The organism is Streptosporangium sp. NPDC020072 (assembly GCF_040631445.1).
Taxonomy (GTDB): Bacteria; Actinomycetota; Actinomycetes; order Streptosporangiales; family Streptosporangiaceae; genus Streptosporangium.
Genome location: NZ_JBEYAB010000001.1, coordinates 19,074 through 30,344, shown reverse-complemented (window position 1 = coordinate 30,344; position 11,271 = coordinate 19,074). Strand labels below are relative to the sequence as shown.

The window sequence follows — 11,271 nt, the reverse complement described above, 5'->3', positions numbered from 1 at the left end:
CCGCTCCCTCGTCAACAAATTCCCCCGCTTCGTTGCGAAGGGGTGCCTGAATCCTGCCACGTGAGGCCCTGGATCGTCGCCCCCGCCGGCCTGGGAGTCGACTGTCGATCATGTTCGGGGATAAAGGGGCCGGTCAAGGTGATAACCCGTCGTAGGAATAGGAAACTCGGTGATGCGGGTTGTCGCTGTGCGAAGCCCTCACGATCAGAAAGCTGAGAGATGACTGAGCGCACCCCGGTCGACCTCTGGTTCGACCCCTTCTGCCCCTTCGCATGGATGACCTCCCGCTGGCTGCTGGAGGTGGAGAAGGTGCGGCCCATCGAGCCGCGCTGGCACATCATGAGCCTCAACATCCTCAACGAGGACAAGGACGTCCCCGAGACCTACCGCGAGATGATCGCCAGGGCCATCGGCCCGGTTCGCGTGGTCGCCGCCGTGCAGGACAAGTACGACTCGGAGACGGTCGGCAGGCTCTACACCGAGCTCGGCACACGCCTGCACAACCAGGGCAGGCTCAAGGAACTCGACAGCCTCCGCGAGACCGTCGAGGAGGCCCTTGAGGCCGCCGGGCTTGAGCGGGCCTTCGCGGACGCGATGGACTCCGAGGAGTTCGACGAGATCCTGCGCGCCTCCCACAACGACGGCATCAACCGGGTCGGCCAGGAGGTCGGCACCCCGGTCATCGCCGTCGGGGACGTCGCCTTCTTCGGTCCGGTCGTCTCTCCGGCCCCGAAGGGCGAGGAGGCGGCCAAACTCTGGGACGGCGTCAGGCTCGTCGCGGGCATCGACGGCTTCTTCGAGCTCAAGCGCTCCCGCACCCGGCCTCCGATCTTCGACTGAGCCCGGCCGGTCCGGCGTCCCGCCGTCTCCCGGCCCGGCGGGACGCGCGCCGCCCGGATGTCACGAGTTCTCATGGATCTCAAGGATTCCCCACTCGGGGGAGCGCCTGGCCGTACGCTCGTCGCGAAGGCGGACGGACGCGGCCCGTGGAGCCCTCGTCCCGCCACCACTCGCGCGAGGATGAGAGACATGCGTCATCTGTACCTGAACGGAGCATGGCGGCCGTCGGCGTCCGGCGAGGGGTTCGACGTCGTCAATCCCGCGACCGAGGAGACGATCGACCGCGTTCCCGCGGGTTCCCCCGCCGACGTCGAGGTCGCCGTCGCCGCCGCCCGTGAGGCCCTGCCCGCGTGGTCGGCCACGGCTCCCGCGGAACGGGCCCGCCTGTTGAACGCCGCGGCCGGCCTGATCCGGGACCGCGCCGACCGGATCGCGAGCGTCATCGCCACCGACGTGGGCACCCCGTACGGCATCGCGACGCGGGTGCAGACGCTCCTGCCCGCGGAGGTGCTGTCCTCCTACGCCGGACTGGCCGAGAGCTACGACTTCGAGGGCGGCAGGGTCGGCAACTCCCTTGTCCTGAGAGAGCCCGCCGGGGTCGTCGGAGCCATCACCCCGTGGAACTACCCGCTGCACCAGGCCGTGGCCAAGGTCGCCCCCGCCCTGGCCGCCGGATGCACGGTGGTGCTCAAACCCAGCGAGGTCGCGCCGCTGGCCGTGTTCGCGCTGGCCGAGATCCTCGACGAGGTAGGGCTGCCGCGCGGGGTCTTCAACATGCTCAGCGGCCGGGGCCCGGTCGTCGGTGAGGCACTGGTCACCCATCCCGACGTGGACATGGTCTCCTTCACCGGCTCGACCAGGGCGGGCAGAAGGGTCGCGGCCCTGGCCGCGGAGACCGTCAAGCGCGTGACCCTCGAACTCGGCGGCAAGTCGGCCAGTGTCGTGCTGCCGGACGCCGACCTGGAGACCGCGGTCAAGGCGACCGTGGCCAACGCCTTCCTCAACTCCGGCCAGACCTGCTCGGCCTGGACCCGCATGATCGTCCACCGCGACCAGTACGACCAGGCCGTCTGGCTGGCGGCCGAGATCGCCAAGGCCCACACCGTGGGCGACCCCTTCGACGAGGGCACCCGGCTCGGTCCCCTGGTCTCGGCCGCGCAGCGCGAGCGGGTCGTGCGCTACATCAACCGGGGTGAGGAGGAGGGTGCCAGGCTGGTCACGGGCGGCACCGACAACCCCCGTGGGCGAGGCTTCTACGTCGAGCCGACGGTCTTCGCCGGTGTCGAGCCCGGGATGGTCATCGAGCAGGAGGAGATCTTCGGCCCGGTCCTGGTGATCGTCCCCTACAGCCGGGGCGAGGACGAGGCCGTCGCCATCGCCAACGGCACGCCGTACGGCCTGGCGGGCGCGGTGTGGGCGGGGGAGGAGAAGCACGCGCTCTCGGTCGCGCGCAGGCTGCGCGCGGGCCAGGTGACGGTCAACGGGGGCAGGTTCAACCCGCTCGCACCCTTCGGGGGATACAAGCAGTCAGGTATCGGCAGGGAACTGGGCCAGTCCGGGCTTGAGGAGTTCCTGGAGACCAAGGCGATCCAACTGTAGGCCGATGTCCGGTATCGGACGGTCAGCACAGGACATCATGGGTAAAACCCTCCGGAAGGATTCGTAAGGACCTGCACGTAAGGCATCGCCTCTGCCGGAGGGCGCCGCATGAGACTGGGCACCACGCGTCTGACCGCCTTCGACCTGGTGATCGTCGCCGGAGGACTGCTGCTGGTGGTGCTGGCCGCGCAGAACCTCGGTCCCGCCCTGGCGGCGCTGCGCGGGGTGGGCACCTGGGGCACCTTCACCGCCAGGCGGGTCGAGTGTGTCTCCCACCCCGGCCACGAGCAGTGCACCTGGACGGGGGAGTTCAGAGGCGGCCGGGTCGTCCGGCCGGAGGTCGGTTTCTACGGAGGTGACCGCGACACCTTCACCCCCGGCCAGACCGTCAGGGCGTTCGACACCGGCCGCCAGGGCCACGTGTACGGCGAAGGCGGCTCCAACGAGTGGATCGTGGTCGTCCTGCTGCTGGCCGCGGGGCTCGGCCTGATGTCCTGGCCCCTCCTTCGCCTTCGCCGCCGTCCCTCCGCTGAGCCTTCCCCCTGAGGGGCGGGCGCGCTCAGCGAGCCTGGAGAAGGACCTTGCGGGCGGCGTCCTTGGCGAGGCGGTCGACGTACAGCATGCCGTCGAGGTGGTCGGTCTCGTGCTGGAAGCAGCGCGCGAGCATGCCCCTGGCCTTGATCTGGACCGGGCGGCCGAGCCGGTCGAGGCCGCGCACCGTGACTCCGGCGGCGCGGGGGGTCCCGGCGTAGATCGGGGTGCCGCTGTCCTTGCCGGGGATCGACAGGCAGCCCTCCTCTTCGAGGACCTCGGCGTCGTCGTCGACGGTCAGCACGGGGTTGATCACGTGCCCCTTGCGCTTGCTGCAGTCGTAGACGAAGATCCGCTTCGAGACGCCGATCTGCGGACCGGCGAGCCCGACGCCCTGTGCGGCGTACATCGTGTCGAACATCTCGTCGATCAGACGGCGCAGATCACGGTCGAACTCGGTGACCGGCTCGGCCGGCGTACGCAGGACCGGGTCGCCGACCACTCGGATGTCACGCATGAGGACTCTCTCTGGTAAGGGCTGAAGCGGTATGCCGACCGTTACCTTATCCGGGGTGGGGGTCGAGGCGGCCAGCCGTACCTGCGAAACTGGGCCTGTGCGTGTCTACATCGGTGCCGACCATGCCGGCTATGACCTCAAGAACCATCTCGTCTCCTGGCTCAAGGAGCACGGCCACGACGTGACGGACTGCGGGCCGTTCGTCTACGACGCCGAGGACGACTATCCCGTGTTCGTGCTGCGCGCGGCGCAGGGCGTCGCCGACGACTCGGGCAGCCTGGGAATCGTCATCGGCGGCTCGGGCAACGGCGAGCAGATCGCGGCGAACAAGGTGCGCGGCATCCGCGCGGCCCTGGCCTGGAGCGAGGACACGGCCAAGCTCGCCCGCGAGCACAACAACGCCAACGTGATCAGCGTCGGCGCCCGGATGCACACGCAGGAGGAGGCGGTCGGCTTCGTCGAGCTGTTCCTCACCACCCCCTACTCGGGTCAGGAGCGGCACAACCGCAGGATCGCCCAGCTGACGTCCTACGAGACGATCGGTCAGCTTCCGCCGCTGCCCTGACGTTCCTCCCCGGGCCTCGACGTGGAGGCCCGGCGGCGTGCGGAAGCCTGTCCGCGCTGTGTCTCATCCCGCAGGGGCCGTCTGTCGGCGGCCTCCTGCTGCTCACGCGTCGGCCGGGAGACGTCCCTGGCCCGCATGGCGACGGTCGCGTTGATCTGCAAGCTCTGCAGTGCCATGCCTCACCCTAACCCGCGTCGCGACGCCGGGGGAGGCTCAGAAGATCAGTCCGCACCAGGGAGCCGGGTCCCACGACATCGCGGCCGACAGCTGCCTGACCGCTCCCTCCCGCAGCTCGCGTACCACCCCGGCGGCCTGCACCGCCGCCAGCGGACGCCCGCCCAGATAGGCCGCGCCCAGCACGGAGACCGGCAGGACCACGTCGGCCTCGGCGTCGTCGGCGGGAACGCATCGGGCCTGCCGAGTGTCGGCCGACAGCCGCCAGCGGCGCGCGTTCCACGGGCAGACCGTGTCCTCGACCTCGATCACCACGTCCACGGGCGCCGAGTAACGCCGCAGGGGGAGCGCCCGCTCGACGTCCACGAGACGGACCCACAGCTCGTCCATCCACGCCGCGTTGAGGTGACGGGGCTCGGCCAGCAGGTGGATCAGCGGGTCGTCCGGGGGACGCTGGGCCGTCCTGACCCGGGAGACCAGGTCACGGTCGAGAACGTGCCGCCAGAGCAGGGCGTAGGCGGCCGGGTCGAGACCGACCAGTTCCTTGAGCCGCAGCTCGCCGTCCGGCACGTCATGGGTGGTGAAGGCCAGCTTGATCCGGAAGATCGCGTAGCCGCGAGGACCCTCGTCGTCCTCGACGACCACGGCGCGCAGCGGGCCGGCACCGCCCTGGTCGCTCTCCTGGTCCGACAGGAACGTGTCCCAGCGGGCCGGCGTGCGGGCGTAGAGCCCGGGACGGCTGTCGAGCTGGGCCTCGAAGACCTTCTCGAAGACGCTCCTGGCCGCCACGGGGTCGACGACGCGCAGCCGCAGCGAGGGATCGACCGGGGCGTGCCTGACGAAGGCCGAGCCGTGGGTGGGGATGTCGAAGGCGAGGTTGTCCGAGGCCCTGCCGTACCCGAAACGTCCGTAGATCGCGGCCTCGGAGGCGTACAGGGCGGCGATCGCCTCACCCTGCTCGCGGAGCGCGCCGAGCTGGCGGGTCATCAGGCCGGACAGGACGCCCCTGCGGCGGTGCGAGGGCAGCACGGCGACAGCGGTGATACCCGCGACCGGGACCGGCCCGCCGGGCACCGTCATCGTGAAACCGCAGATGCAGGTGGCGCCGACGAGCTCCTCGCCGTCGAAGGCGCCGAGCGACCGGTCGAAGTCGATCAGTTCCTTGAACAGCTCACGCCGATGCGGGGGGATGGGGTTGCCGAAGGCCTCTTCGTCGGTCCGGATCCACGCCGGGTAATCGTTTTCGGTCAGGGGACGCAGGTTAAGGCTCATTTGTCCTACGGTATGGCGGACAAACCCTCCCGGCCATTCAATATCCGTCCTTAATGATCAAGGCATTGGTCAAGTGGGCTGCCCAAACGGGGTGCGGGCCGATACAGTCGAGCGCATCATGAGTTCCCGTCCGGTGCCGCTGATACCTCCGGCGCTCCGTGCGTTCCTGGTGAGGGTGCCCTTTCTGGTCCCTCTCGTACGGCTTCTGCGCCGCGGGCCGCTGGCCCGTGACCGTAACCTGCTCGTCACGCTGACCGTGCTCACCCTGGTGCTCGGTGGCCTGGCGGCCAGGGTCTCCGCGGAGTGGTTCTCACCCGCGCTCATGATCCCGATCACCCTCGTCGGCGGCCTGCAGCTCAGGCTCCGCAGCCTGGTCAAGCTGCTGTGCGCGGTCGCCGCCTGCCTGCTCTACGTGGGGATCGCCCTCGGCTTCAGACACATCGGCCCCGGTCTGATGGCCACCTTCGGCTTCACCGGTGTGCTGGCCACGCTGATGGCCCGCACCAGGGGCAAGCTCGGCGTGCAGGGGCTGCGCGGTGACGCGATGCTGCTCGAACTACGCGACCGGCTCAAACGCCAGAGTGAGCTGCCCAGGCTGCCCAAGGGATGGGACTCACGGGTCGTGCTCACCCAGGCGGGTGGCTCCTCCTTCGGAGGTGACTTCCTGGTCTCCATGCGCGAGGGCGACACGGTCGAACTCGCCCTGGTGGACGTCTCGGGCAAGGGGGTCGACGCCGGGACCAGGGCGCTGATGCTCTCCGGGACCTTCGGCGGTCTGCTCGGCTCCGTCTCCGACTTCCTGGGCTCGTGCAACACCTACCTGCACCGTCAACGCGAGGCCGAGGGTTTCGTCACGGCCGTGCACGTACGGCTCAACCTCGCCACCGGCGAGTACGTCATCACCTCGGCGGGTCACCCTCCGGTGGTCAAGTTCGACTCGGGGGCGGGCGCCTGGCGGGTCTCCCCGGCCAAGGGCGTGGTCCTCGGCATCGTCCCCGACCTGCACTGCGAGCCCGACCGGGGGATGCTCCGCAAGGGTGACGCCCTCATGCTCTACACCGACGGGCTGATCGAGCAGCCAGGACGCGACATCGACGCGGGGCTGGACCGCCTGCTCGGGGAGGCGGAACGGCTGCTTCCCTCAGGCTTCCGCAGCGGGGCCCGCAGCCTGGTCTCCTCCATGTCGGCAGGGCACAACGACGACTGCGCGCTGATCCTCATCTGGCGTCCCTGAGCGAGGGCTCACAGCCACCCTGAGTCGCTGGCGATGCGTACGGCGTCGAGCCTGCTGCGGGCCCGGGTCTTGCACATGATCCGTGACAGATGGTTACGGACCGTTCCAACGGAGAGGAAGAGCTGGTCGGCGATCTCGTTGGACCGCGCTCCGAGAGCGGCCAGCCTGAGCACGTCCATCTCCCTGCGGGTCAGCGGGTTCTCCGCGATCTCCAGGGCGGCGACGGCCAGTTCGGGATCGACGACCCGCTGCCCGGCCGCGACCCTGCGAACCCCCGAGGCGAGCTGCTCCGGGCTGACGCCCAGGCTCATGAGCCCGAGCGCGTGCGCGGCGAAGGCCCGGCGGACCTGACCGGGCCTGGGGCGGTGTGAGACCAGCAGAACCCCGCAGTCAGGGGCCCGCGCGTGCAGATCGAGCGTGACGGCGAAGGCGTCGGCGCCGGGCAGGTCGAGATCGACGACGGCGGTCTCGGGGCGGTGTTCGAGGACCGCGGGCAGAACGGCGTCTCCCGTGCCGACCGCCGCGACGACCCTCATGCCCGCCTCGCCCTCCAGCAAGGCCACCAGGCCCCGGAGGACCACCGGCCGGTGCTCGGCAACCAGGATCCCGATCACGTTCGCCCCCTCGACAGCTCTCTCGCTGGGTCACCGAGCGGTCGCTCACTGTCAACGAAGTCTCTCCGCTCGGCAAGGCCCGCGCAAGGGGCGGAACGTGGGGACGTTCGCCCGTGACGCCTGGAACCGCGATAATTCGGCTAATCTCTTAGGGGGCGTTGTCCGCGGCTCCGCGACCGGGGGGTAGGAACCTGTGAGCTGGCTCTTCGGGATCGCTGTCTTCTTCTTCGGACTGATGGCGTCGATCGCGCTGCACGAGGTGGGCCACCTGGTCCCGGCCAAGCTGTTCGGGGTCAAGGTCACCCAGTACATGGTCGGCTTCGGCCCGACGATGTGGTCACGGCGCAGGGGCGAGACCGAGTACGGCGTCAAGTGGATCCCTCTCGGCGGCTACATCCGGATGATCGGCATGCTTCCGCCGAGGCCCGCCGACGATCCGAACAAGCTGCGCGCGGTCTCGACCGGCCCGTGGCGCGCCCTGATCGAGAACGCCCGTGACGTGGCTCTCGAAGAGGTCAAGCCGGGCGACGAGAACCGGGTCTTCTACCGCAAGCCGTGGTGGCAGAAGGTCATCGTCATGGCGGGTGGTCCCGCGATGAACTTCGTGCTGGCCTTCGTGCTGTTCGCGGTCGTGCTGATGGGCTTCGGCGTCGGCGTCCTGACGAACCGGGTCGACGCGGTCCCCGAGTGCGTCAAGACCACCGCCGAGTACACCAAGAACCCCAAGTGCACCTCCGCCGACCCGGCGAGTCCCGCCGCGGCGGCCGGGTTGCGGCCCGGCGACGTCATCGTCTCCGTGGCGGGCAAGTCGACCCCGACCTGGGAGGAGGCGACCCGGGCCATCCGGGGGCACGGCGCAGGACCGGTCGCGATCGGCATCACGCGGGGCGGGCAGGCGGTCACGCTGAACGCCACCCTCATCGCCCAGGACCGCGAGTCGCTGGACGTGCCGGGGAAGATCGAGAAGGGGGTCGGCTACCTCGGTGTCAGCCCCACGACGGTCATCGAACGGCAGGGCATCGGCTCGGTGACCACCCAGATGTGGAACCTCACCGCGGCGACCGCGGGCTCGCTGATGCGCTTCCCCGAGAAGATGGTCGGTGTGTGGAACGCCGCCTTCTCCGGTGAGGAGCGCGACAAGAACGGCCCGATCGGCATCATCGGGGCGGGCCGTATCGGCGGTGAGATCGCCGCCTCCTCCGCCCCGCTGGAGAACAAGGTCGCCACCTTCATCAACCTGCTGGCGGGCTTCAACCTGGCGATCGGCCTGTTCAACCTCATCCCGCTGCTCCCGCTCGACGGCGGGCACATCGCGGGCGGTCTGTGGGAGGGCCTCAAGCGGGCCTTCGCGCGGGTGACCCGCCGTCCCACACCCGGGCACGTGGACATCGCCAAGGCGCTTCCGCTGACCTACGCGATCGCCTTCGTGATGGTCATCATGGCCGGTCTGCTGATGTACGCCGACCTGGTCAACCCGGTCCGTCTGGCCGGCTGAATCCTTCCGGGAACCGGTCGTGCGCACCGGTAAGGTTGCGTCGTGAGGGACGTAACGCCGGGAGCGGCGATCGACGTGGCGCTGTTCAGGCTGCGCAGGATCTGGGCGCGGCCGCTGCGTCCGCGCCGGGCCGCCGATCAGCACCGGGCGGTGCAGATGTCGAACGTGATGGTCGTGCACGCGGTGCACAAACTGAACCTGAGCGTTCCCGAGGTGACGGTAGGGGCCGTCGCCGAACAGCTCGACGTCGACCCCTCCACCGCGAGCAGGCTGGTCAACGACGCGGTCGGTGCCGGGTTCGTCGAGCGTGAGGAGTCCGAGGTGGACGCCAGACGGGCCAGGCTGCGGCTGAGCCCGCGAGGCCGACGGGTGCTTGAGGTGGTCGTCGCCTCCAGGCGAGCCTACGTGGACAGCCTGATCGCCGACTGGGACGAGGGAGACCGGGAGGTCTTCGCCAGGCTGCTCACCCGTTTCGCCGAGGAGAGCGTGGCCCACCCGCCGGACCTGACACATCTCGACCGGCTCATCGCGGAGGCCATCGCGGAGACGGCCGTGGGCTGACCTCGGGCAGGCCGTCACGGCCGTCGGCGGGCCGGTTTCCGCTCCGGCGTCTCCGGACGTTCGACACGGACGGGGTCGCCGCGTACGAGCTCGTCGTGGACGTGCCAGCGGGCGGTGGTGACGGCACGCTCCGCCGTCTCGTCTCCGTCCTCGATGCGCTGCCGCAACAGCCGCATGGCGATGCGGCGGTTGAGGCTGAACTGCCGTTCGGTGTCGACCACGACGACGATCCCCGAGGGCCGGTGGGTCGCCCGTACCGCCGTGCTTGCCTTGTTCCGATGCTGGCCGCCGGGGCCGCCGGTACGGCAGGCGACGACGTCGACGTCCGCCTCGGTGAACGTCGTGCGCGGGGCGTCGACCTGGCACGGCTGGGCGATGACGTACCAGTTCTTCCGGCCCGTGCCGGTGCGGTACGGGCTGGCGGCCTGCCAGCACAGGGTTCCGGTCCATGAGGCGGCGAACGCCTCGGCACCGGCTCCCGACATCTGGATCAGGACCGATCGGTAGGTGTCGGGCCGGTCGCCGGGAACGACCTGGACCCGGCGGGTCTCCAGGTTCTGCCGGGCGGCGTCGACTTCCAGGCGGCGCAGCAGGCGGGCCAGGGCCCAGGCGCATTCCTGCGGGCCACGTCCGGCCGACAGGAGCAGGTGGACGCTCACCTCGGCCTCACCGCCGGCCTCGCCTGCGGCGCTGGTCCCGCTGGGGCGCGGACCCGAGGTCGGGTGTCTTGTAGGTGACCAGGGGGACCGTGGTGGCCACGGGCGTGGCCAGGCCGTGGCCGACGAGGTCGGCGATCACCTGCTCGATGCGCTTGTAAGCCGTCGGCGCCTCCTCGAAGAGGAGCTGACGGTCTCCGCACACCACCAGCGAGCCCACCGGCGTGCGGCGCAGCTCCTCGACCGTGTGCTTGGCCCGGCCCCGGCGCAGGGCGTCCGCACGCGACATCTTGCGTCCCGCGCCGTGCGCGACGGAATGGTTGGCGTCCGGCCCGGCGTGGGCGGCCACGAGATAGGAGGGGGTGCCTCGCGTCCCGGCGATGAGCACGTCACGGCCGTCACCCGGTGCCGCCCCCTTGCGGTGCAGGTAGACCCCGTCGCGGACCTCGACCAGGTTGTGGCACTGGTCGAGGAACGGCTCGGCGGGCTCGGCCCCCAGAGCGTGGGCGACCCGGGCCGCCAGCAACCGCCGGTTGAGCGATCCCCAGCGTACGGCGTCGTCGTGCATCGCCAGGTAGGCGCCGGGATCAGGGGCGGGGCCCGCGCCGTGGACCGCGGTGTGCTCCCGCAGGATCCGTTCGCCCAGCCCCCGGGAACCGCTGTGGACGACGAGGACGAGGTCGCCCGCGGCGAGCCCGAGACGGCTCGCGTGGCCCGGGTCGAAGACGGTCCCGATCCGGGCCAGCTCGACGAAATGGTTGCCCCGGCCGACCGTCCCGAGGCCCTCGACGTGACCGGCGGGGATGTCGCCCTCCACGACGGCCCAGGCCGGATCGTCGGCGTCCTGCTCGGGGTCCAGTGCGCGATCGAGGTCGGGGAAGCGGGCGGCGAGCTTCTCGGGCACGGCGCGCTTGAGCTTCATGGGGAACACGGCGATGCCGCAGCCGATGTCGGAGCCCACCAGGAACGGGTACAGCACGGTCGACGCCATGGCGGCGCCGATGGGGGCGCCCTTGCCGGGGTGCAGGTCCGGCATGGCGGCGACGTGCGTCATGCCGTCGAGGGCGGCCACCTGGTGGCACTGCGTGAGGGCGTCGGACTCGATCCAGCTCTCAGGGGAGGCGAACACGGCGACGGTGGCCGGGCCTGCGGCCGTGGACGGCAGAGGGGGGCGTTGTTGCGACAAAAGGCTCTCTTCCCTTAAAAGGGGCAG

Annotated in this window: 13 protein-coding genes; 7 read left to right on the top strand and 6 right to left on the bottom strand. The window is 70.3% G+C overall.

Annotated elements, in window-relative coordinates:
• Positions 1 to 219: 219 nt before the first annotated feature.
• From ABZ470_RS00150 to ABZ470_RS00140, 3 genes are all read left to right on the top strand, one after another.
• Positions 220 to 840, top strand: a complete 621-nt coding sequence (locus tag ABZ470_RS00150; RefSeq protein ID WP_352010698.1) for a disulfide bond formation protein DsbA — start codon at positions 220 to 222, stop codon at positions 838 to 840.
• A 189-nt stretch (positions 841 to 1,029) separates the two neighbouring features.
• The gene (locus ABZ470_RS00145) at positions 1,030 to 2,439 is read left to right on the top strand and encodes an aldehyde dehydrogenase family protein (protein WP_362908948.1); all 1,410 of its coding nucleotides are present in this window, start codon (positions 1,030 to 1,032) and stop codon (positions 2,437 to 2,439) included.
• Between the two features lie 108 nt (positions 2,440 to 2,547).
• Positions 2,548 to 2,985 carry a hypothetical protein gene (locus tag ABZ470_RS00140; RefSeq protein WP_362773354.1) on the top strand — a complete coding sequence of 146 codons (438 nt, stop codon included), beginning with the start codon at positions 2,548 to 2,550 and terminating at the stop codon, positions 2,983 to 2,985.
• A gap of 13 nt (positions 2,986 to 2,998) precedes the next feature.
• Here ABZ470_RS00140 and def read toward each other — a convergent pair whose 3' ends face one another.
• Positions 2,999 to 3,487 (bottom strand): peptide deformylase, encoded by a 489-nt coding sequence (gene def / locus ABZ470_RS00135; RefSeq protein ID WP_352010701.1) that lies wholly within the window; start codon positions 3,485 to 3,487, stop codon positions 2,999 to 3,001.
• A 97-nt stretch (positions 3,488 to 3,584) separates the two neighbouring features.
• Here def and ABZ470_RS00130 point away from each other — a divergent pair, with 97 nt between their 5' ends.
• A complete protein-coding gene (locus ABZ470_RS00130; RefSeq protein WP_352010702.1) occupies positions 3,585 to 4,052 on the top strand; it encodes a ribose-5-phosphate isomerase in 468 nt (155 codons plus the stop codon).
• Here ABZ470_RS00130 and ABZ470_RS00125 read toward each other — a convergent pair.
• Both ABZ470_RS00125 and ABZ470_RS00120 read right to left on the bottom strand, forming a co-directional pair.
• A complete protein-coding gene (locus ABZ470_RS00125; protein WP_352010703.1) occupies positions 4,031 to 4,228 on the bottom strand; it encodes a hypothetical protein in 198 nt (65 codons plus the stop codon). The genes ABZ470_RS00130 and ABZ470_RS00125 overlap by 22 nt on opposite strands.
• Before the next feature lie 37 nt (positions 4,229 to 4,265).
• Positions 4,266 to 5,498: a GNAT family N-acetyltransferase gene (locus ABZ470_RS00120; RefSeq protein WP_362908946.1), complete on the bottom strand. Its 1,233-nt coding sequence runs from the start codon at positions 5,496 to 5,498 to the stop codon at positions 4,266 to 4,268.
• A gap of 118 nt (positions 5,499 to 5,616) precedes the next feature.
• Here ABZ470_RS00120 and ABZ470_RS00115 point away from each other — a divergent pair, with 118 nt between their 5' ends.
• Positions 5,617 to 6,732 carry a PP2C family protein-serine/threonine phosphatase gene (locus ABZ470_RS00115; protein WP_352010705.1) on the top strand — a complete coding sequence of 372 codons (1,116 nt, stop codon included), beginning with the start codon at positions 5,617 to 5,619 and terminating at the stop codon, positions 6,730 to 6,732.
• 8 nt (positions 6,733 to 6,740) lie between these two features.
• On the opposite strand, the gene ABZ470_RS00110 is transcribed toward ABZ470_RS00115, so the two are convergent.
• Entirely contained in the window at positions 6,741 to 7,346 is a 606-nt protein-coding gene (locus ABZ470_RS00110) for a response regulator transcription factor (protein WP_362908944.1), read from the bottom strand.
• 193 nt (positions 7,347 to 7,539) lie between these two features.
• Between ABZ470_RS00110 and ABZ470_RS00105 the strand changes: the two genes are divergently transcribed.
• Both ABZ470_RS00105 and ABZ470_RS00100 read left to right on the top strand, forming a co-directional pair.
• The gene (locus ABZ470_RS00105; RefSeq protein ID WP_352010707.1) at positions 7,540 to 8,841 is read left to right on the top strand and encodes a site-2 protease family protein; all 1,302 of its coding nucleotides are present in this window, start codon (positions 7,540 to 7,542) and stop codon (positions 8,839 to 8,841) included.
• A 42-nt stretch (positions 8,842 to 8,883) separates the two neighbouring features.
• Positions 8,884 to 9,402, top strand: coding sequence for a MarR family winged helix-turn-helix transcriptional regulator (locus tag ABZ470_RS00100; protein ID WP_352010708.1), 519 nt, complete (start codon positions 8,884 to 8,886; stop codon positions 9,400 to 9,402).
• A gap of 14 nt (positions 9,403 to 9,416) precedes the next feature.
• On the opposite strand, the gene prfH is transcribed toward ABZ470_RS00100, so the two are convergent.
• Both prfH and ABZ470_RS00090 read right to left on the bottom strand, forming a co-directional pair.
• On the bottom strand, positions 9,417 to 10,061 hold the full coding sequence (gene prfH / locus ABZ470_RS00095) for a peptide chain release factor H (RefSeq protein WP_362908942.1): 645 nt from the start codon (positions 10,059 to 10,061) through the stop codon (positions 9,417 to 9,419).
• 7 nt (positions 10,062 to 10,068) lie between these two features.
• Complete coding sequence (locus tag ABZ470_RS00090) at positions 10,069 to 11,244, bottom strand: RNA ligase RtcB family protein (RefSeq protein WP_362908940.1); 1,176 nt, start codon at positions 11,242 to 11,244, stop codon at positions 10,069 to 10,071.
• Positions 11,245 to 11,271: the final 27 nt, after the last annotated feature.

What these genes read in the sequence shown, in the direction of transcription:
- ABZ470_RS00150 (WP_352010698.1), top strand. Translation starts at nt 220, where the DNA reads ATGACTGAGCGCACCCCGGTCGACCTCTGGTTCGACCCCTTCTGCCCC.
- ABZ470_RS00145 (WP_362908948.1), top strand. Translation starts at nt 1,030, where the DNA reads ATGCGTCATCTGTACCTGAACGGAGCATGGCGGCCGTCGGCGTCCGGC.
- ABZ470_RS00140 (WP_362773354.1), top strand. Translation starts at nt 2,548, where the DNA reads ATGAGACTGGGCACCACGCGTCTGACCGCCTTCGACCTGGTGATCGTC.
- def (WP_352010701.1), bottom strand. Translation starts at nt 3,487, where the DNA reads ATGCGTGACATCCGAGTGGTCGGCGACCCGGTCCTGCGTACGCCGGCC.
- ABZ470_RS00125 (WP_352010703.1), bottom strand. Translation starts at nt 4,228, where the DNA reads ATGGCACTGCAGAGCTTGCAGATCAACGCGACCGTCGCCATGCGGGCC.
- ABZ470_RS00120 (WP_362908946.1), bottom strand. Translation starts at nt 5,498, where the DNA reads ATGAGCCTTAACCTGCGTCCCCTGACCGAAAACGATTACCCGGCGTGG.
- ABZ470_RS00115 (WP_352010705.1), top strand. Translation starts at nt 5,617, where the DNA reads ATGAGTTCCCGTCCGGTGCCGCTGATACCTCCGGCGCTCCGTGCGTTC.